At 42.1% G+C, this 21,699-nt stretch carries 18 protein-coding genes; 15 read left to right on the forward strand and 3 right to left on the reverse strand.

Annotated features, from left to right (window positions below; translation table 11 throughout):
• The first annotated feature begins 37 nt into the window (after positions 1–37).
• The 10 genes from purQ to DJ568_RS12555 all read left to right on the forward strand — a co-directional run bounded on the left by purQ (position 38) and on the right by DJ568_RS12555 (position 10,559).
• Positions 38–730 carry a phosphoribosylformylglycinamidine synthase subunit PurQ gene (gene purQ / locus DJ568_RS12510; protein WP_114005618.1) on the forward strand — a complete coding sequence of 231 codons (693 nt, stop codon included), beginning with the start codon at positions 38–40 and terminating at the stop codon, positions 728–730.
• Complete coding sequence (locus DJ568_RS12515; protein WP_114005619.1) at positions 730–1,473, forward strand: type III pantothenate kinase; 744 nt, start codon at positions 730–732, stop codon at positions 1,471–1,473. The genes purQ and DJ568_RS12515 overlap by 1 nt, the downstream gene beginning before the upstream one ends.
• Positions 1,466–2,791 carry a hypothetical protein gene (locus tag DJ568_RS12520; RefSeq protein WP_114005620.1) on the forward strand — a complete coding sequence of 442 codons (1,326 nt, stop codon included), beginning with the start codon at positions 1,466–1,468 and terminating at the stop codon, positions 2,789–2,791. Before DJ568_RS12515 ends, DJ568_RS12520 begins: the two co-directional genes overlap by 8 nt.
• Positions 2,792–2,796: 5 nt before the next feature.
• Positions 2,797–3,372 carry an LPS export ABC transporter periplasmic protein LptC gene (gene lptC, locus DJ568_RS12525; protein ID WP_158534932.1) on the forward strand — a complete coding sequence of 192 codons (576 nt, stop codon included), beginning with the start codon at positions 2,797–2,799 and terminating at the stop codon, positions 3,370–3,372.
• A gap of 91 nt (positions 3,373–3,463) precedes the next feature.
• Positions 3,464–5,575: a peptidylprolyl isomerase gene (locus DJ568_RS12530; protein WP_114005622.1), complete on the forward strand. Its 2,112-nt coding sequence runs from the start codon at positions 3,464–3,466 to the stop codon at positions 5,573–5,575.
• 71 nt (positions 5,576–5,646) lie between these two features.
• The gene (locus DJ568_RS12535) at positions 5,647–6,162 is read left to right on the forward strand and encodes a DUF2480 family protein (RefSeq protein ID WP_114005623.1); all 516 of its coding nucleotides are present in this window, start codon (positions 5,647–5,649) and stop codon (positions 6,160–6,162) included.
• A gap of 168 nt (positions 6,163–6,330) precedes the next feature.
• On the forward strand, positions 6,331–7,110 hold the full coding sequence (locus DJ568_RS12540) for a DUF3108 domain-containing protein (RefSeq protein WP_114005624.1): 780 nt from the start codon (positions 6,331–6,333) through the stop codon (positions 7,108–7,110).
• A gap of 7 nt (positions 7,111–7,117) precedes the next feature.
• Positions 7,118–7,681: a DUF3109 family protein gene (locus DJ568_RS12545; protein ID WP_114005625.1), complete on the forward strand. Its 564-nt coding sequence runs from the start codon at positions 7,118–7,120 to the stop codon at positions 7,679–7,681.
• A gap of 87 nt (positions 7,682–7,768) precedes the next feature.
• Positions 7,769–8,905, forward strand: a complete 1,137-nt coding sequence (gene gmd / locus DJ568_RS12550) for a GDP-mannose 4,6-dehydratase (RefSeq protein WP_114005626.1) — start codon at positions 7,769–7,771, stop codon at positions 8,903–8,905.
• A 22-nt stretch (positions 8,906–8,927) separates the two neighbouring features.
• On the forward strand, positions 8,928–10,559 hold the full coding sequence (locus DJ568_RS12555) for a gliding motility protein RemB (RefSeq protein WP_114005627.1): 1,632 nt from the start codon (positions 8,928–8,930) through the stop codon (positions 10,557–10,559).
• Positions 10,560–10,631: 72 nt separating this feature from the next.
• Here the strand turns inward: DJ568_RS12555 and dxs are convergent, their stop codons facing one another.
• The gene (gene dxs, locus DJ568_RS12560) at positions 10,632–12,560 is read right to left on the reverse strand and encodes a 1-deoxy-D-xylulose-5-phosphate synthase (protein ID WP_114005628.1); all 1,929 of its coding nucleotides are present in this window, start codon (positions 12,558–12,560) and stop codon (positions 10,632–10,634) included.
• A gap of 140 nt (positions 12,561–12,700) precedes the next feature.
• Between dxs and DJ568_RS12565 the strand changes: the two genes are divergently transcribed.
• The 3 genes from DJ568_RS12565 to DJ568_RS12575 all read left to right on the forward strand — a co-directional run bounded on the left by DJ568_RS12565 (position 12,701) and on the right by DJ568_RS12575 (position 18,030).
• Complete coding sequence (locus DJ568_RS12565; RefSeq protein ID WP_114005629.1) at positions 12,701–13,447, forward strand: segregation and condensation protein A; 747 nt, start codon at positions 12,701–12,703, stop codon at positions 13,445–13,447.
• Between the two features lie 164 nt (positions 13,448–13,611).
• Positions 13,612–14,898, forward strand: a complete 1,287-nt coding sequence (locus DJ568_RS12570; protein WP_114005630.1) for a serine hydroxymethyltransferase — start codon at positions 13,612–13,614, stop codon at positions 14,896–14,898.
• Positions 14,899–14,904: 6 nt separating this feature from the next.
• The gene (locus DJ568_RS12575; protein WP_114005631.1) at positions 14,905–18,030 is read left to right on the forward strand and encodes a PAS domain S-box protein; all 3,126 of its coding nucleotides are present in this window, start codon (positions 14,905–14,907) and stop codon (positions 18,028–18,030) included.
• A 221-nt stretch (positions 18,031–18,251) separates the two neighbouring features.
• Here DJ568_RS12575 and DJ568_RS12580 read toward each other — a convergent pair whose 3' ends face one another.
• Together DJ568_RS12580 and rlmN are read right to left on the reverse strand one after the other, a co-directional pair.
• Positions 18,252–18,950: a ComF family protein gene (locus tag DJ568_RS12580; protein ID WP_114005632.1), complete on the reverse strand. Its 699-nt coding sequence runs from the start codon at positions 18,948–18,950 to the stop codon at positions 18,252–18,254.
• A gap of 11 nt (positions 18,951–18,961) precedes the next feature.
• Entirely contained in the window at positions 18,962–20,032 is a 1,071-nt protein-coding gene (gene rlmN, locus DJ568_RS12585) for a 23S rRNA (adenine(2503)-C(2))-methyltransferase RlmN (protein ID WP_114005633.1), read from the reverse strand.
• 143 nt (positions 20,033–20,175) lie between these two features.
• Between rlmN and DJ568_RS12590 the strand changes: the two genes are divergently transcribed.
• Positions 20,176–21,354: an amidohydrolase family protein gene (locus tag DJ568_RS12590; RefSeq protein WP_114005634.1), complete on the forward strand. Its 1,179-nt coding sequence runs from the start codon at positions 20,176–20,178 to the stop codon at positions 21,352–21,354.
• Between the two features lie 42 nt (positions 21,355–21,396).
• Positions 21,397–21,681 carry an acylphosphatase gene (locus DJ568_RS12595; RefSeq protein ID WP_114005681.1) on the forward strand — a complete coding sequence of 95 codons (285 nt, stop codon included), beginning with the start codon at positions 21,397–21,399 and terminating at the stop codon, positions 21,679–21,681.
• Positions 21,682–21,699 lie beyond the last annotated feature (18 nt).

Genomic DNA, 21,699 nt, shown 5'->3' on the forward strand with positions numbered 1-21,699 from the left:
TTCGTTCAAATTTAAGCTGTTATATTAGCTTTGTATCATGAAATTTGGAGTAGTTATCTTTCCGGGGTCCAATTGCGATGAGGACATTATTTATGTTTTAGAAAAAGTAATGGGCCAGCAGGTGGTGCGTCTGTGGCATAAAGACCATGACCTGCAGGGTGTTGATTTTGTAGTGTTGCCGGGCGGTTTTTCGTTTGGTGATTACCTGCGCTCAGGTGCTATTGCACGCTTTTCACCCATAATGCAGGAGGTTTTGCAATTTGCTGCCAGGGGTGGTTACGTGTTTGGCATATGCAATGGCTTCCAGATACTGACTGAGTCGGGTTTATTGCAAGGGGCTTTGCTGCATAATAAAAACCGCAAATTTATCTGCCGCAATACTTTTGTTATCCCGCAAACAACCAATTCATTATTAACTAGTGCAATAGATCCGCAAAGGGTGCTTAAAATACCCGTAGCACATGGCGAAGGTAATTATTTTGCTGATGCTGATACGCTAAAGTCACTTAATGATAACGACCAGGTATTGTTTAGATATTGCGACGAATCAGGTAATATTATTGCTGATGCCAATCCGAACGGAACTGTTGAAAATATAGCAGGTGTTTGCAATGTAAAGCGTAACGTATTCGGTTTTATGCCTCACCCCGAACGTGCCGCTGATACCCTGCTTGCCAACGAAGATGGTCTGGCCATATTTGAATCTATATTGTCAATGGTTAAAGCCTGATGGCCGTCCTGGTTATCGATATTGGTAATACATTAACAAAACTGGGTGTTTTTGAGCAGGACGAGTTATTGTTCTCCGGCAATTTCAATAATGAGGAGGACGAGGTTTTGCAACACATAATCACGGAATATAAGGTTACCAAAGCAATACTTTCTTCAGTAAAAAAGGCAGAGCCTGATTGGCAGGAGAGATTAGCGAGTAAAATTCCCGTATTAAAATTTAATGCTGACATGGCACCCGGGATAGTAAACCGATATCTTACCCCACTTACTTTAGGTATTGACCGTCTAGCCGCCATTGCAGGCGCCTGGCAATTGCACCCGGGCCAATGCTCGCTGGTTATAGATGCAGGCACTACCATAACTTACGACTACGTAGATGAGAAAGGTAATTTTTTTGGCGGCAGTATATCACCCGGGCTAAATACCCGTTATAAAGCATTAAATAATTATACTGCAGGATTGCCGCTGGTTGAGGCTGACGCGGATTTTAATGAGACCTATGGTAATACTACCATCACGGCCATACAATCGGGAGTGCAAAACGGGTTAAAATACGAACTGACAGGGTTTATTGAAAGCTACAGGAAAAGTAACAAGGACTTAAATATTATACTAACAGGCGGCGACAGCATTTTTTTTGATACTCTGTTGAAAAATAGCATCTTTGCCCCCTATATTAAAATTGAACCTCACTTGGTTTTAAAAGGATTAAACGGAGCCTTACAACAGCATAATGACTAACTACACTAAAATTTTTATACTATTTTTATTTGCTGCTACGGCGTTTAAAGCTAATGCGCAAACAAATACCAATACCAGCTCGCCTTATTCACGGTTTGGTATAGGTGATGTAGACCCGCAACTGCTGCCGCAAAATGCAGGCATGGGCGGTATTGGTGTAGCAACAAATGTTCTCGGCGGCTTTAGCACTATCAATTTTATAAACCCGGCAGCTTATGGGGCTATTAATCTTACTACCATAGATGTCGCCGTATTTGGCAGTAGTTTAAAACTAAGCCGTGATGGACAAGGCTCGCAAAGAAGCAATAATTTCACTTTAAATCATTTGGCATTTGCCATACCGGTAAGTAAAAAATCGGCGCTGAGTTTTGGATTGGTGCCTTATAGCCGCGTAGGTTACAATTACCGCCAAAGTCAACAAAATTTTGGCACCGGATTCCCTTCTGATACCAATGCGGTAAATTTTAATTACTCCGGCGAGGGCGGATTAAATAAAGCTTATTTGGGGTATGGTTTTGGTATAGGTAAGCACCTTTTGATAGGAGCCAACGTTTCATACCTGTTCGGCAATCTTAAAAATTTCCGTACCACCAGCATACCGTCATTATACGGTACGTTTGATACCCGGATCGAAAACAGTTCAAGTATAAAGGGACTGAATTATGATTATGGTTTACAATATATGTTTGATTTTTCAGAGAATAACCGTGTAACATTAGGTTACTCAGGATCTGCAAACACAAAATTGAGCGTGCAAAACAGCGAATTTGTAAGCCATTTTACCACTGATGTTGAGGGGAATGAAAACATTCCGTTGGATAGCGTTGTGAAAAACATAGGACCTAAAGCTAAATTGCAGCTTCCGCTTATACACCGGTTTGGCCTATCATACAAAATGGGCGAAAAACTATTAATAGGTGCCGACTATACTACCGGTAAATGGTCAGACCTGACCATAGCGGGAACAGACGCGGGTTTAAAGAACAGCCAAACCTTTAACGTTGGTGCACAATGGACACCTAACATAAATAAGCTGGGTAACTATTTTGCATTGGTTGACTACCGCGTTGGTTTTATCTACAATGACACATACCTGCATGTTAATGATTTGGATATTAAGCAGTATGGGTTTACTGTAGGGCTTGGTTTGCCCTTAAGGCCCGGACCAACAAACACCAGCTTTTATAAAATAAATGTGTCTGCCGAAATTGGCACACGCGGCAGGCTGGCGCACCAATTGGTTAAAGAGAACTACATCAATATTCGTTTAGGGTTTACGCTGAATGACAAATGGTTCCAGCGTTACAGGTTTGATTAATGCCGATGAGATTCAGCAGGGCAGGATATTGTTTACAAGCTTTGCCGGTTATTCTGGCCTGTTCGTTGCTGTTATCATGCGAGAATGATCTGAAAAAGGTTCAGGAAATTTCGGCCCGTGAAGCGAGCAAACCTGTCGACCGTACCATTGACGTCGAGATTACTTACAGTGATTCAGCTAAAGTTAAAGCCACTACTACCGCACCCTTGTTGCTAAAACATACCGGCGCAAAGCCATATTATGAAATGCCCAACGGGGTTAAAATTATTTTTTATGAAAATGGTAAGCCGGTAAATACAATTACGGCCAAGCGCGGAATACGCCGTGAAACTGAAGGGGTAACCGAACTGCATAAAAACGTTGTGGCAACAAATGATAAAGGTGATGTTTTTAAATCAGAAGAATTGATTTGGAACGAAACCGAAAAGAAAATCCGCTCAAACCAGCCGGTACAAATAATTATGTCTAACGGTGATATTATTAATGGTACCAGTTTTGAAAGTAATGAAAGCTTTTATCCCTACAAAATAAAGCAGTCTACCGGTATATTCAACGTTAAAGAAAACCCGGCGTTGCAGTAATTTTTAAGTGAATTTTTTGTTTGATGTAATTTTGCTAAAAGTTGTATCTTGCGCGCTCTTTTTAAATAGTTTATAATAGTATACAGAATATATGGGAATAATGAATTTTTTGCGCAACAAGATGGGGACGATTTTGGTCGCCGTCATCGGGCTTGCGCTGTTTGCTTTTATTGCGGGAGAAGTTATACAATATGGCGGCTCATTTTTAAGCGGGGATAACACTACCATAGGTGTTGTAGCGGGTGAAAAGATACCTTACGAGAAATTTAATGAGAATGTAGAGCGTACAACTGCTCAAATGCAGCAGCAGTATGGTGGGGGCAGCGTGCCGCCTCAGATGGCTGCTTATGCGCAGGAACAAACCTGGAATCAAATGATAAGCCGTACCATACTGGAAAAAGAGCTTAAAAATCTTAACCTGGTTGTAGGCACCGACGAAACAAAAGTATTACTGGGCGACCGTAACCCGCATCCTCAAATTGCGCAGGCTTTTGGCGATCCGCAAACCGGCAAGGTTGACCCCGCTAAACTTAACCAGTTTAAAGCTAACCTGCAAAATGCAAAGGCTGATGATCCAATAAGGGAGCGATGGCGTGCGTTTACCGAAGGGATTATAGAATCAAAAAAAGCAGAGAAATATGTGGTGCTGGTTACCAATGGCCTATATGTTAACTCGCTTGAGGCGAAAGATGATTACGAAGCAAAAAACAAGCTGGCTAACTTTAAATACGTAGCGCTTGAGTATGCTGCTGTTCCGGATAATAAGGTTACGCTTACCGATGGCGATTACCAGGAATATTATGATGCACATAAATCATTGTTTAAAAACAAGCAGGAACTAAGGAGTTTTGAATATGTGGCATTTAGCGGTGCACCTTCAAAAGCTGATAGTGTTGCAGCAAAGGCCGAGGTTGATAAGCTTGCTCAGGAATTTAAGGCAAGTAATAACGATTCGTTGTTTGTTCAGCTTAATTCAGAAACTAAGGTTCCTTTTTCTTATCAAAAAAAGGGTCAGCTTGAGCCTGTGTTAGATTCGGTAATGTTTAATGCTTCTAAAGGGTTTGTATACGGCCCTTATCTGTCAGGCAATACATATAAAATTGCTAAACTCGTTGATTCGCGTTTAAGTCCTGATTCAGTTACAGCCAGCCACATATTAATTACACCTGCTGAGGCAGGCGGTGATGATAAAGCTCAGGCCAAAGCCGATTCAATTAAAAAGTTACTGGATAGCGGCCGCTCATTTGCCGACCTGGCTACAACCTTTTCGTCTGATAAAGGTTCGGCCGAAAAAGGCGGTAGTTTAGGAACGTTTGGCCGTGGTGCCATGGTACCCGAGTTTGAGGCGGCGGCATTTAATGGCAGCAAGGGGGATATTAAAATTGTGAAGTCGCAGTTTGGTTTTCATATCATCCGTATCGAGAATCAGAAAGGTTCATCGCAAGTGGTGAAACTTGCAATAGTTGATAAACCGTTAACAGCAAGCAGCTCAACACAGTCTGCAGCTTACAGCAAAGCGCAGGCGTTTTTAGGTAATGTAGCAAACGGCGATTTTGATGCCCAGGCTAAAAAGGCCGGCGTGCCTGTATTACCTGCAACTGATGTAAATGGCGTGGCGTCTAACATTCCCGGTCTTGAAAACGCGCGTCCTGTTATCAAATGGGCGTTCGGTGCCGATAAGGGCGATGTGTCTAACGAAGTGTTTTCAGTGGGCGATCAATTTGTTGTAGCGCGTTTAACCACTATCAAGCCTGAGGGTATATTGCCGCTTGAATTAGTTAAGCCACAGATAGAAGCGGCTGTACGTAATAAAGTAAAAGCAAAACAATTAATTGAGAAATTAGCTGGTGCCCGCAATGGCGCATCAAACCTGGCTCAGGTGGCACAAAAAGCCGGCGGCAAGGTGGTACCGGTGCAAAATATAGTGTTTGCTAACCCTGTATTACCTGGTTTAGGTCCAGAGTATAGCCTGATTGGTTCGGTATTCGGATCACAGCCTGGCAAGTTATCAAACCCGGTTGAAGGCCAAATGGGAGTTTACGTATTTACTGTGGACGGTTTTGTAAAACCGGCGCCCCTCACCAATATGGTAAAAACCAAAGAGCAAATTAGCCAGGAGCTTGTGCAACGTGCCCAGGGCGGTGTATTTGAGGCATTGAAAGATAAGGCTAATGTAAAAGATTACAGGGCGAAGTTCTTATAACATTTATTTAAAGTAATTTTGTATCCGGGAGCAGTGGCAGCACTTTCCCGGATTTTTTTATTTCAGATAAAATGGAAATACAGGAGAACATAATAAATAAGGTAGCACAAAGCGGTTTGGTTACATTGGATCCAGCTACGTTTTATCCGGCAGGCGAGCGTGTGGTATATGATATAAAGGATAACCTTTTTATGGGCCTGATGCTGCGCGAGAAGGATTTCAGGGAATTTGTTAAAGAACACGATTGGACGCAATATCAAGGCAAATACGTGGCGGTTACCTGTAGTGCCGACGCGATAGTGCCGGCCTGGGCTTATATGTTACTGGCTAACCGTTTGGCGCCATACGCGCTTGAAGTTGTGTTTGGCGATGCAGAAGTGTTGGAAACAGTGCTTTTTGTAAAGGCAATATCAAAAATGGACCCCGAACAGTATCGCGATCAGCGCCTGGTGATAAAGGGTTGCGGTGATGTGCCCGTACCTGTTTCGGCATATGTAGAACTAACTAAAAAGCTTACTCCCGTAGCCAAGAGTCTTATGTTTGGCGAGCCTTGTTCCACAGTACCTATTTACAAACGGAAAGATTGATCTTTTAGTTAATGATTAGTGTTGATATTTCATAGTCGTTACGTTTTGACTAAATTATGGTCACCCGGCTGTGGAACACGCAAGTCATCACGAACCAGCTCATTAAACTATTTAGCATAGTATTTGTCAATAATAGCAATGAATGTATAACCGCATTCAGTACAACTAATGAAAAAATATTTTCTGTTAATAATATTATTGATAACAATTAACGATAAAGGATTTAGCCAATTACTGGAAAGCGTTGATAAGCCTGTATATGGTGTTGGAGAGAAACTGAGCTATAAACTGAAATACGGTATATTCACGGCTGCTGAAGCTAATTTACGGGTGGAAGAGAGCCGGGAAAAATTTAACGGCAAGCCCGCCTTCCATATCATAGCGGAGGGAAAAACCGCCGGTACTTTTGATGTTTTTTACAAAGTGCGCAATAAGTATGAAAGCTTTGTAGATAAAAACACCCTTATGCCTGTATACTACACTGAAAACCGCCGCGAAGGAAAATACAGGCATGCAGATAAGGTATCGTTTGATCATAACAACGGAAAAATAAAAGCAGATAAAGGTGAGTTTGATTTCAAGGGAAAGATGTTTGACTTTGTGTCAGCTTATTATTTTGCACGCTCGCTTGATGTATCAAAACTTAAAACAGGCGATAAGGTGGTAATGCCATATTTTTTAGAGGATGGCGTACATTCGCTTACTGTAACTTACATGGGTAAAGAGCAAATGAAATGTTCATTAGGAACGTTTAATTGTTTAAAGTTTAATCCTACCATTATTCCGGGTAAAATATTTAAAAAGAATAGTAAGCTGTATCTTTGGGTAACTGATGATGCCAACCGCATACCGGTAAAGGCACATGTAGAGGTAATTGTAGGTAGTTTAACCATGGATCTTACAGCCGCTTCCGGTCTTAAGACGCCGTTGAACCCGATAAAAAAGTAATTAGACAATGATTGAAGTTGGCAGTGTGCTGGTGCACGAAGATGTTGTGAGTGAGAATTTTATATGCAATTTGAATAAATGTAAAGGTGCTTGTTGCCTTGAAGGTGATTCGGGCGCTCCGCTAAATCATAATGAACTTGCCATACTCGATGAAATATATCCTAAGGTAAAACCTTACATGACCGCTAAAGGCATCGCCACTATTGAGCAGGAGGGTACCTATGTTACCGATTTTGAGGGCGATTATACTACCCCCTGTGTAGATACAAATAAGGAATGCGCTTACGTAACCTGGGAGAACGGCATAACCAAATGCGCCATTGAAAAGGCATGGGAGGAAGGTGCCATTGATTGGAAGAAACCTATTTCGTGTCACCTGTATCCTATACGTATTACTGCATACCCGGAATTTGATGTGTTACATTATGATCGCTGGAGCATCTGCAGTTCTGCCTGTTCATTTGGCAACGAACACAAAGTTCGTGTTCACGAATTTTTAAAAGGCCCGCTAACCCGCAAATACGGTGAGGTATGGTACACTGAACTGGAAGAAGCCGTAGCCGGGATATAACGGCTATGTACTCCATATTTCGCATGCCTGTTTTACAATAAAATTAGATAATATTGTAACTGATAAGGCAGGATTGCCTTTTTATTAATGAAAACCGCTTTAATAACAGGTATTACCGGCCAGGATGGCGCTTATTTAGCAGAATTTTTGCTGAAAAAAGGCTATATGGTACATGGCGTAAAGCGGCGCTCGTCATTATTCAACACCGACCGTATTGATCACCTTTATCATGACCCTCATGAGCAGGGTGTAAAATTTAAACTTCACTACGGCGACCTTACAGATTCAACAAATTTAATACGCATTATACAGGAGGTACGTCCTGATGAAATATATAACCTGGCGGCCCAAAGTCATGTTAAAGTTAGCTTTGATACACCTGAGTACACTGCCAACGCCGATGGTATAGGTGTGCTGCGGATATTGGAGGCTGTGCGCCTGCTTGGGCTCACAAAAGCTACACGCGTTTACCAGGCGTCCACTTCAGAGCTGTATGGGTTAGTTCAAGCTGTTCCGCAAAGCGAATCCACACCTTTTTATCCGCGGTCGCCATACGCTGCGGCCAAAATGTATGGTTATTGGATTACTGTAAATTACCGTGAAGCATATGGCATGTACGCCTGTAATGGCATATTATTCAACCATGAAAGTCCGGTGCGCGGCGAAACATTTGTGACCCGGAAGATAACCAGGGGAGCTGCCAAAATTGCGCTGGGATTGCAAAATTATCTATATATGGGCAACCTTTCGGCGCAGCGGGACTGGGGACATGCCAAAGATTATGTTGAGGCTATGTGGTTAATGCTGCAGCAGGATATTGCCGAAGACTTTGTAATAGCTACAGGGGTAACCACTACTGTACGTGATTTTATAAGATTAAGCTTTGCCGAACTGGGTATTGAGCTTGAATTTAGCGGCAGGGATGAGTTTGAGAAAGGGGTGATCATAGATTTAGATCATGATCGCCTGCATGAGCTTGGGCTAAATGAAAACGCTTTGCGTTTTGGACAAACAGTTGTAAAGGTTGACCCTAAATATTACCGGCCAACAGAAGTTGACTTGCTGATTGGAGATGCCGGCAAAGCAAAAGAAAAATTGGGCTGGGTGCCAAAATATGATTTGCAGGCACTTGTAATAGAAATGGTAATTGCCGATTTGCAACTAATAAAAAAGGATGAATACCTGAAAAAGGGCGGGTTTACAATCCTCAACTATTTTGAATAGGCTTATGATTAAAATTCCATCTATGAAAAAGATATTGATAGTTTTGGCAATTGTACTCTCAGGGGCATCTGCCAGCCGGGCACAATCGTTGTACCAGCCATATTCCTATCAGTTTTATCAAAAGTTTAACGCCGAACTATACTCAACCAAAACACGGATACATACCGCTTTAAAGCCTTTTATTATTGATACGTTGCTGCAGCGTACGTACGATTCATTAATGAATTACGGTATAGATAGCAGCAAACGTAGCTGGGGTTACCGTAAATTATTTAGTGAACACCTGGTGGATGTGCGCGGCAACGGCAATACTTTTTACGCCGATGTTTTGCCTGACCTGGCCATTGGGAGGGATTTTGCCAGGCAAAAGCGTAATACCCACATGACGGGCGTGGGGCTGCAGCTAGGTGGTACCGTAGGCACTAAGTTTGCGTACAATGTTAGCGGGTTTTACAACCAGGCCGTGTTCCCGTATTATATGGATGCATATATAAATCCTGTAGGAGTGGTACCCGGTCAGGGTTTTGACAGAAGCCGCGGCGGTTTAACGAAAGAATGGGATTACATCACAGCCGTGGTATCCTATACGCCGGTAAAATACCTTAATATCTCCGCCGGCCGGGAAAAAACTTTTGTTGGTGACGGATATCGTTCATTGCTATTATCTGATTATTCCTCACCGATGCCATTTTTCAGGCTAACAGGTAATTTAGGCAACGTACGCTATATGGCCATGTGGACACACATGAACGACCGGGCGAATATTGAAATTAATGATTACACCAAAGACCGGAAGAAATTCGGCGTATTCCATTATTTAGACTGGAATGTTAACAACCGATTGTCGTTAGGATTCTTTGATGCCGTTATATGGGCTGCAGAAGACGATCAGGGCCATAAGCGCGGCTTTGATGTAACCTATATTAATCCCATACCATTTTTACGGCCTCTTGAAGCTTCGAGCGGCTCACCCGATAACGTATTGATAGGACTTACCGGTAAATATAAAATCACCGATGGTCTTACAGCATATGGCCAGTTTTCTTTGGATGAATTTGAAGGGGCTAACTTTTTTTCGGGCGAGGGGAGTTCACGTAACAAGTATGGCTGGCAAGTGGGCGTAAAGGGCGCCAACCTGTTGGGTGTTGAAAGGCTTAATTATTTACTGGAAGTAAACGGCGCTACACCATTTACCTATTCCGAACGCAGTTCAGGGGATAGTATACGCAGTTCGGTAATCAACTACTCAAATAATACCGAGCCGCTGGCACATCCGTGGGGAGCAAACTTTCGTGAAGTTGTAGCCATTTTAAACTACTCACACAACAGGTTTGATTTTATGGGCGAGCTTAATTACGGACGTTACGGCCTTGATAAAGATGGCTTAAATTACGGCAAAAATATATTTCAAAACTATCGCCTGCCGGCCCGCAAAACCGGCAACTACATAGGTCAGGGCCTTACTACCAACATGATATACCTTGAAGGTAAGGTGGCCTACATGTTAAATCCTAAGTATAACCTTCGCATTGAGCTGGGTGGTATTTACCGCAGCGAAAAAAATGACGCTTTTCATTATAAAACAGCAATGCTCACGTTGGGCGTACGCAGTTCGTTCCGTAATATTTACACTGACATAGCCAGCTTTAAATAATTGTAATTGACGTAATAAAAAAAGCGATAGAATTTATTCTATCGCTTTTTTTATTACACCTGATAGTACAGATTATGACGCTATAGTGTGTGCGCTTTTCTTTAAGCCTAATTGCTTAACCTGTTGGGCTATAGCTGCAGCATCGTAACCGCATTCTGCCCAAAGTTCAGGCTGTTCCCCATGCTCAATAATGGCATCAGGTATGCCTAATCTTTTAACAGTAGCGTTATAGCCGTTGTCAGCCATAAATTCCAGTATCGCGCTGCCCATTCCGCCTTCAAGGCAGCCGTCTTCGACAGTGATTACTTTATTGAATTTTTGAAAAACGTTATGAAGCAGTACTTCATCCAACGGTTTTACAAAGCGCATATCGTAATGAGCAGGATAGTAACCTTCGGTATTTAGTGCAGCAATGGCTTTTGTGGCTTCATTGCCGATAGCGCCAATAGAAAGTATGGCTACATCTTCGCCATCACAAACCATGCGGCCTTTGCCTACGATTATAGCCTTCATAGGTCGCTGCCAATCAACCATTACACCGTTGCCACGCGGGTAGCGTATAACAAAGGGCCCCATGTTTTCCTGCTGCGCGGTAAACATCAGGTTACGCAACTCTTCTTCATTCATCGGCGCCGAAACGGTCATGTTGGGTATACAGCGCATATAAGCCAGGTCATAAGCCCCATGATGGGTGGGACCGTCAGCACCGGCGACACCGGCCCGGTCCAGACAAAATACTACGTTAAGTTTTTGTATGGCCACATCGTGTATCACCTGGTCGTACGCCCGTTGCATAAAGCTGGAATATATATTGCAAAAAGGTACTAGGCCTTGTGTGGCCATTCCTGCCGAAAAAGTTACCGCATGCTGTTCTGCAATGCCCACATCAAATGCTCGTGCAGGCATAGCCTTCATCATCAGGTTAAGAGAACATCCCGATGGCATAGCGGGCGTAATGCCCATTATTTTAGGGTTCTTTTCAGCAAGTTCAATAATGGTATGTCCAAAAACATCCTGGTATTTGGGCGGCTGCGGCTTGTCGGCCTTATTCTTTTTTATTTCGCCGGTAATTTTATCAAATAAACCGGGAGCATGCCATTTGGTCTGATCTTTTTCTGCCAGGGCGTAGCCCTTTCCCTTAACAGTAACGCAATGCAGTAGTTTTGGCCCGGGTATATTCCGCAGGTCCTTCAGTACTTTGGTAAGGTGTTTTACATCATGCCCGTCAATCGGCCCGAAGTACCTGAATTTAAGCGCTTCAAAAAAATTGCTGCGTTTAAGCAGGGTACCCTTAATGCTTTTCTCTATTTTCTTAGCTATTTTAAAAGCGTCGGGGCCTACGGCTGATAGCTTGGTTAATACGTGAGCAATATCGTCCCTGAAACGGTTATAGGGCTTAGAAGTAGTAATGTCAGTCAAATATTCCTTTAGCGCACCCACATTAGGGTCGATAGACATGTTATTATCATTTAAAATCACCAGCAGGTTGGAGTTCTCGATACCTGCATGATTAAGCGCTTCAAATGCAAGGCCGGCAGTCATGGCGCCATCACCTATAACCGCTACGTGCTGCCTGTCTGTTTCGCCCTTGTAATGCGATGCTACCGCCATACCAAGCGCTGCTGATATAGATGTAGATGAATGGCCTACGCCAAAAGTATCGTATTCGCTTTCTCCGCGTTTAGGGAAGCCGCTTATGCCGTTGTACAAACGATTGGTATGGAAATTCTCGCGACGACCGGTAAGTATTTTATGGCCATAAGCCTGGTGGCCAACATCCCAAACAAGCTGGTCATACGGAGTATTTAAAACGTAATGTAACGCAACGGTTAGCTCAACCACGCCCAAACTTGCCGCAAAATGTCCGCCGTTAACTGAAACAACATCAATAATATACTGGCGCAGTTGCTGGCTTACAAGCTCAAGTTCATCTTCACTAAATTGCTTTAAATCAGAAGGAAATTCTATTTTTTCCAACAAATCGCCAGCTGGGACCTGCATCGACATCAATTACAATATTTATAAGGTGCAAATTAGCGAATAAATTAATAAAAAAAAGGACAAGCGGCAGGTTATAATTGTTTTAAATAACGCGATTATTATTTTTTTTGTATAGCGTAAACCTTACTTTTAAGCAGGTTATGACCGAAGATAATTTCGAGATAAAACTACCCCAGTTTGAAGGGCCTTTTGACCTGCTGCTTTTTTTTATAGAGAGGGATGAACTGAATATACACGACATACCCATAGCGCGCATTACCGACGATTTTTTGAACTACATCCATCACATGGCCAGCCTGAATATGGAGGTAGCCAGTGAGTTTATTTTTGTGGCCGCAACGCTGATGCGCATTAAGGCCAAAATGCTGCTGCCGCGTTTTGAAACCGATGAGGATGGTAATGAGGTTGATACAAAGGAGGAGCTGATACGCAAGTTGGTAGAATACAAGCGTTTTAAAGATTTATGCGAGCAATTGCGGCCTTTTGAAGAAGAGCGTTTACAACAGGAAAAACGCGGCAATATCAGGCAGGATATTGAAGTGATGGAAAAACCAGCCCTACCCGGCGAAGAACTATCAGATGTTAGCCTGTACAAATTAATGCTCGTGTATACACGGGTAATGCGTAACCTGTTTAACCGTACCGAAGAAGTTGTGCATACAGTAGTGCAATACCCGTATACCATTGAAGATCAGAAAAAGGCCATTGAGCATTTATTAAGTATTAACAGCAAAATGGATTTTAAGACAATGGCAGGCAACTCAGACAACAAAGTGCACTTTGTATATAACTTTTTAGCTATGCTTGAGATGCTGCAGCAAGAGCTGATAGACATACAGGTTGGCCTGGGTTATAACAATTTTTGGATATCCCCACGGAAGGTTTGAGCTTGGGTGAAGCTTTTTAAACCTTTTTAGAATATAAGAAAAATCAGGGACGAGCCTATACTATCATAAGCTGTTGATTTAGTTCAATTAACGTTAATTGTATCACATCTCACATCTCAAATCTCACATCTAATCATTAACTTAGGGGCGTTTTTAAATATAGCATGAAAAGAGACAAATTAATTTTTAAGCTGTTAGATGACGAGCAGCAACGCCAGGAAGAAGGAATTGAACTGATAGCCTCAGAAAACTTTGTTAGCCGCCAGGTAATGGAAGCTGCAGGGTCAGTGGCTACCAACAAATATGCCGAAGGCTTGCCCGGCAAGCGTTACTACGGCGGCTGCCAGATTGTTGATGAAATTGAAACTATTGCTATTGAACGCGCCAAACAACTTTATAATGCCGAGTGGGCAAATGTGCAGCCGCACTCTGGTGCGCAGGCTAATGCCGCCGTTATGCTGGCATGTTTAAACCCCGGTGATAAAATTTTGGGCTTCGACCTCTCCCACGGCGGGCATCTTACTCATGGTTCAACAGTTAACTTTTCAGGAAAATTATATCAGTCATTTTCATACGGTGTTGTTAAAGAAACCGGTTTGATAGATTATAAGCAGCTTGAAAAAGTAGCTTTAAAAGAGAAGCCGAAAATGATTATTTGCGGCGCGTCAGCCTATTCACGTGACTGGGATTACGAGTTCATCCGTAAAGTTGCTGACAAGATTGGCGCTGTAGTATTGGCTGATATCTCGCACCCGTCAGGTTTAATTGCACGTGGCTTACTTACTGATCCGCTGCCGCATTGCCATATTGTTACTACTACTACCCATAAAACTTTGCGTGGCCCGCGTGGCGGCCTTATTTTACTGGGCAAGGACTTTGAAAACCCCTTCGGTCACAAAACACCGAAAGGCGAAATCCGCATGATGTCTTCAGTATTAGATATGGCTGTATTCCCCGGTATCCAGGGCGGTCCGCTTGAACATATTATTGCGGCTAAAGCCATCGCCTTTGGCGAAGCGCTGTCAGAAGGTTATATGAAGTATATTGTGCAGGTAAAAAAGAATGCGCAGGCGATGGCTAAAGCATTTGTTGACCGCGGTTACGAAATCATATCGGGCGGAACAGATAATCACCTGATGTTAATTGATTTGCGTAATAAAAATATAACAGGAAAAGCAGCGGAGAACGCGTTAGTAAATGCAGATATTACGGTAAACAAAAATATGGTGCCTTTTGATGATAAGTCGCCGTTTGTTACGTCGGGTATACGCGTAGGCACAGCAGCCATAACTACCCGCGGTTTAAAAGAAAAGCAAATGGAGCAGATTGTTGACCTGATAGACGCGGTGATTGCGGATCCCGAAAACGAACCTTCATTGAAAAAAATACGTAAAAAGGTACACAAGCTCATGGAAAATTTCCCGCTGTACAGGGATAAAAGCTCAGTTTAACGTATTGTGACAAAAAACGCGCCTTTACAGGATAAAGAAACCCAACGCTTAACGGCACTTCGGTCTTTTAATATTTTAGATACATTGCCCGAAAAGGAATATGATGATATTACCCGTTTGGCATCCTATATCTGTAAGGCGCCCATTGCTTTAATTACTCTTATAGACGAAGAGCGGCAGTGGTTTAAGTCAAACGTTGGCTTAGAGGGCTCCGAAACGTCACGGGCTGACGCCTTTTGTAATTACACCATTTTGGGCGATGATGTACTTGAAATACCTGACGCTGCCGAAGATGAGGTGTTCAAACATAATAATTTTGTTAAAAACGAACCTCATGTAAGGTTTTATGCCGGCGCGCCTTTAATTGATGCAGATGGGAATCGTCTTGGATCGTTATGTGTGATAGATAAGGTTCCAAGGAAGCTTACTACTGAGCAGCGCGATGCTTTGCGCACACTTGCAGATAGCGTAATATCTCATTTTAATTTACGCAGGCAAAAAAATGAGCTGGAGGAAAGTCTCAAATTTCACGAAGACTTTTTCAGTTTGTTCAACACTTCCCCCGAAATACACTGCATTACCGATAAAGAATTCAGGATTGAACTGATTAATCAGTCGGTTAAAAATATTTTGGGCTATACACCTGCCGAAACGGTTGGCCATCCCATATGGGACTTTTTCCCCGAAGAAAGCCGGGAACATTCTTTAAACCTGCTTAAACAGGGTTTAAGTAAGCAGCAGCGTGCTTTTGAAATTGAAACCCCGTTGTTTACAAAAGCTAGTGGAATAAAGTGGATAAGCTGGACGCTTACGTTTAAGCAAAATAAGTGGTATGCCAGCGGACGCGATATCAGCTACCAGAAAAAAGTGCTTGAAGAGCTTGAGCAACTTTCGTTGGTGGCCAGCAAGGTAAGTAATGCGGTAGTTATTAGTGATGCATATGATAAGGTTGTTTGGGTAAACGCTGCTTTTGAGAATATAACAGGGTTCAATCTAAGTGACGTTCAGGATGATCGCCTGCGTAACGTAATTTTACAAGATCCTGAAACTAATGCAGATATAACAAGGCTTGATGCGTTGATGAGCAAAAAGCAATCGTATGAAATAGATTTACTGATTACCAAAAAAGATGGCAGCGAACTTTGGGTAAAAGTAATTAACTCTCTCGTTTTTAATGAAGACGGAGATGTTGACAAATATATCAGGGTTATCATCGATATAGACGAGCATAAAAAAGCCGAACAAGATCTTGAGATATTATCTTTCGCTGCCCGCAAATCACCCGGTGGAATAGTAATTCGGGATGCCAATGGTGTTATACTCTGGATGAACGAGATTATGGAGAGTATTATAGGGTATACCAGCGAAGAAATGCGCGGTAATACTTTTGGTACAATGCTGCTTGGCGACGACTCAAATCTTACCTTATTTAACAGCGCTGTAAAAGCAGTAGCCGAAAACAAGCCTTATGAGCTTGAAATGAAGATATATCGTAAAGACGGTGCTCCGGTTTGGGTTTGGATATCCAACAGTCCGCTATTTAATGATGACGGTATTGTTGAGCGGCAGGTTGGCGTTATGGTTGATATTACCGCCCGCAAGGCGGCAGAGGAGCAGGTAAAAATGCTTTCGCTTGTGGCCAGCAGTACTACCGGCGGGGTAATAATTAATGATGCTAACGGTAATGTTGAGTGGGTAAACAGCGGATTTGAGCGGATAACCGGGTACACCTTGCAAGATGTGCAAGGTAAAAGGTTGGGCGATGTGATAAGAGGCGAACTCACAGATGAAGGTACAATACAAGGCACACGCGATCTTTCAAAAAATAAGCAGCCGTTTGAGGTTGACCTGCTTATTTACCGTAAAGACGGGGAGCCGCTCTGGATATCAGTAATTAATTCAGTGATTGTTGATGAGGCGGATAAAATTGATAAATACATAGAGGTAATTATTGATATTACAGCCAAAAAGAAGGTTGAACTTGAACTTATTGCAGCGAAGGAAGAGGCAGTACAGCTAAACCGGGCTAAAGATATGTTTATATCTGTGTTAAGCCATGAAATGCGTACGCCGTTAAACGCGGTTATCGGCATGTCGCACCTATTACTCGATGACAATCCCGCCGAATGGCAAAAAGAGAATTTGAATGTTTTAAAGTTTTCGGCAGAGAACTTGTTGATGCTGATTAATGATGTGCTTGACTTTACCAAGATAGAGACTGGTAACATTCAGCTCGAAAAAATAGATGTTGACCTGCGCGAACTTTTACATAGTGTTACAGGATCGCTGCAATACCGCGCAAACGAGAAAAAAATATCGCTTACCACCAACATCGACGACAGCATCCCTCAATATATTTTAGGTGACCGTACGCGCCTTAGCCAAATATTGTTGAACCTTGCGGGTAACGCTGTTAAGTTTACCGATGAGGGCGGCGTTAACATTGATTTAAAGGTTGTAGAACAAAGCGCCAAGAAAATACGTATACGGTTTGCAGTGTCAGATACTGGTATTGGCATTGCGCATGATAAAATCAACGATGTATTTGAGTCCTTTAAGCAGGCGGATACTGATACAGCACGCAAATATGGGGGTACAGGCTTAGGTTTACCTATCAGTAAACGCCTGATAGAACTGCATGATTCGCGGATAAATGTAGACAGCCAGGAAGGGCAGGGTTCAACGTTTTGGTTTACCATTACATTTGACAAGGCAGAAAGTAACACAACAAACAACAACAACACAGTGGAAGAAGAACTGAATATTAGTGTACTTGTAGTTGATGATAATCAAATAAACAGGCTTTTGGTTAACAAAGTGCTCAAAAAATGGGGAGCAACTGCCGATTTTGCCGAAAACGGTCGTGAGGCGGTGGAGAAGATTGAAGCAAATCAAAGCTATGATGCCGTATTGATGGATATACATATGCCCGAAATGGGCGGTCTGGAGGCCACCCGCATTATTCGTGGCAATGAAAACCCATATTTCCAGGAGTTACCCATCATAGCCCTAACCGCGTCAATGCTAAATACCGAGATTAACCAGATAACCCTGGCAGGTATGAACGATTATTTGCTAAAGCCCTTTGATCCTAAGATGCTTTACACAAAGTTGAGCAAGTATCAGAAATAGCTTATAAAGGTTAGGGGTTAGATAAGGGTAATTTTCTATCCGCCAAATAACGTATATCCTTTCGGGATGATTTTAACAACACTGAAGATGGCATTGACGAGTCGATGGCCTTTGCTGAGGTAACTTTTGAACCCAAGGACACTGAAGAACAACCAAAACTGTATTTGAAATATTCGTTACTACTGATCCAGCATATCTAACCAAGCAATCCCTATTACCCCTCACTCCGCGTATGCTATCGTTGCGATACTCAATTTGACTCCGGGTATTTTAAGCAATTCAACACCGCAAGCTTCTAAAGTGGAGCCGGTGGTTACAATATCATCAACCAGTAACACGTGTTTATCTTTTAGTTTTTCAGGATCAGTTACTGCAAAAACTTCCTGCATATTTTCAAATCTGGCAAACCGCGACTTCCTGGTTTGAGTTTCGGTAGCGGCAATACGTACCAGCGCGTCAATCTCAACTTTTGCCTGCAGCTTATTTGATAGCCCTTCGGCAAAACAGGCGCTTTGATTAAAGCCACGTTTGCGCAACTTGCTTTTATGCAGCGGAACGGGTACAATAACCTCAACGGTGTTAAAAATGCTACTGGTTGCCAGTTGATCCGCCGCAATCTCTCCAAGCAACATACCTATTTGTTGTCTTCCATCGTACTTAAAGCGGTGTATCATGTTTTGTATTTTACCGCCTTTAGTAAAATAGTAAAGTGCATATGCGCCCTCAAGTTTTAGCTTACCCCAAAACTGCTGCGCAACAATATTATTGGGCTGTAAATGAAAATTGGTGTAAGGTAAATTGTAGCGGCAATCGGTACATAATACGTTTTCATTGGCTACAAGGCTTCCGTTACAGGCCGCGCAAAGTTCGGGAAATATAAGCGAAACGAAATCTGCCAGGTAGCTATTAGCAAGTTTCATCCTATAGTGCTTTATTCCGTTATAGCAGATTTTTCTTTTTCCTTTATGGCAAGCTGACCGCAGGCGGCGTCAATATCTTTACCACGGCTGCGACGCAGGTTTGTATTAATACCTTGCTTACGCAGGTAGTCTGCAAAAGCTTCCACCTTGTCTTCGCCGGCGTTAATATAACTTGCGAAGGCAATGGGATTATACTCAATAATATTTACCTTACATGGCAGGTGCTTGCAAAAGGCAGCCAGCTCTTTCGCATCCTGTATGTTATCATTTACACCATCAAAAATGATGTATTCATACGTAACCGGATTTTTTGTTTTGGCATAGTAATATTTGAGTACCTCGGCTAAAGCTTTCAACGAATTTTGCTCATTAATAGGCATTATCGTATTTCGCTTCTCATCGTTGGCAGCGTGTAACGATAAAGCAAGGTTAAACCTTACCTGGTCGTCGCCAAGTTTTTTAATCATTTTGGCAATACCGGCAGTTGATACGGTAATGCGTTTTGCCGCCATATTCAATCCTTCTTCCGAAGTGATTTTTTCAATGGATTTAAGCACATTGGCATAGTTCAGCAGAGGTTCGCCCATGCCCATGTAAACAATGTTAGTCAGCGGTAAGCCATAATTTTCTTTCGCCTGTTTATCAATAAGCACAACCTGGTCATAAATTTCGTCAGGATTAAGGTTGCGTTTACGTTCCATGTAGCCGGTAGCGCAAAATTTGCAGGTAAGACTGCAGCCCACTTGGGAGGATACACATGCTGTCATTCTTTCGGTGGTGGGAATTAATACCCCCTCAATTAGGTGACTATCGTGTAAAATAAAAGAATTTTTTATAGTTTTATCTCCACTTAGTTGTGAAGTGTTTATTTTAACATTGTTTATTATAAAATGCTCATTTAGCTTAGTGCGCAGTTCTTTTGAAATATTGCTCATTTCATCAAATGAGAAACATGATTTTTTCCATAGCCATTCATAAACTTGCTTGGCTCTGAAGCTTTTTTCGCCCATACGGGTAAAATGCTCCTGTAAGTTTTCCAGGTCAAGGCTTCGAATATCAATTTTTCCCTTCGTACTGTTCACATTGCAAAGGTACTTAATTTAAAAAAATATATTTTTTTAAAATCATTTGTTTTATTTTGATTAATAAACAATAACTAAAGGTTAATTGTATTAAATAAATGGCGTATTTTGAAGAAAGTTTTTGAAGATGCTAAAAGATACCAATGAAAAGTTTTAAAGCCGATTACGTTTTTCCAATTTATGCCGATCCGATAAAGAATGGAATTGTGACCATTGATGATACTGGTAAAATACTTTCAATAACTGACGACCCTTCTACACTAGCACCAGGTACTATACAAGAATTAAGCGGGATTATTTGCCCCGGCTTTATCAACACACATTGCCACCTTGAACTTTCATTTTACAAAGACAAGATAGCCCAGGGTGGTGGGCTAGTGAACTTCATAAAAGATTTGTTAACACTGCGTAAAGCCGGCGTGGCTACTGACGATGAAATGGCCGAAGCAGCAGCCAACGCTGACCAGGAAATGTATGATAACGGTATTGTGGCAGTAGGTGATATTATAAATACGGCTATAACAAAAAAGGTAAAGCAACAAAGTAAACTCTATTACCATACTTTTGTTGAAGCACTGGGTTTTTTGCCTGAAAAAGCGACTGAAGTTTTCGAAACAGCATTAGAGTTGGTTGAACAGTTTAAGCCCATGCAGGTATCCCTTACCCCACACGCGCCTTATACTGTATCAAAAGAATTGTTCAAACTGATAAAAAAGCATAGCGACACAGGTAAAAATCTGATCAGCATACATAACCAGGAGTGCGAGGACGAAAATAAATTTTACCGTTACAAGCTTGGTGGTTTCAATGACCTGTATGAACATTTAGGCTTAAACATTGACTATTTTAAACCACAGGCGCGCAATTCACTCCAGTCTATTATTCCCTTATTAACCAATAACCAGGAAGTGCTGCTGGTACATAACACCTGCACTAACTTAAAGGACATTTACTTTATAAAAAGATTTGACAGACGGATTCACTGGTGTTTTTGCCCTAATGCAAATATTTTTATTGAGAACCGGCTGCCGAAGATCAACTTATTTATTGACCAGGGCTTTAACATTACCCTGGGCACAGATAGCCTGGCATCAAATAATAAGTTATGTATATTAAGTGAGATGCGCGTGCTCCAGAAAAAATTTCCATCAATTGGTATAGAAACACTACTGAAGTGGGCTACGCAGAATGGCGCTGAATACTTAGGAATAAGCGATACAAAAGGTACGCTGGAGCCCGGTAAAAATCCTGGGCTTAACTTAATAAGCGGTTTAGACGACCTGCGGATAACCGCTGAAAGCACTGTTACAAGATTAGATTGATGGTAAAGTTATCGACACATCGGGCTATGAAACTTAAAAATGATTAAGCATCTCAACATAACCGTCTCAGGTAAAGTACAGGGCGTTTTCTTTCGCGCAGCTACTAAAGCTGTAGCCGACCAGCTCGGTGTTAAAGGGTATGTTAAAAATTTGAAGGATGGTACTGTTTATATAGAAGCCGAAGCACAGCCTACTGAACTTGACATGTTTTTAGACTGGTGCGCCGAAGGCCCCGAGAATGCCAACGTAACAGGTGTTGAAAGTAATGAGGGCGAATTAAAAAACTATCGTAATTTTGAGGTTATGAAAAAGAACCTGTTGTGGTAACCGGTTTACAATAATCTG

This window comes from Mucilaginibacter hurinus (assembly GCF_003324525.1).
Taxonomy (GTDB): Bacteria; Bacteroidota; Bacteroidia; order Sphingobacteriales; family Sphingobacteriaceae; genus Mucilaginibacter; species Mucilaginibacter hurinus.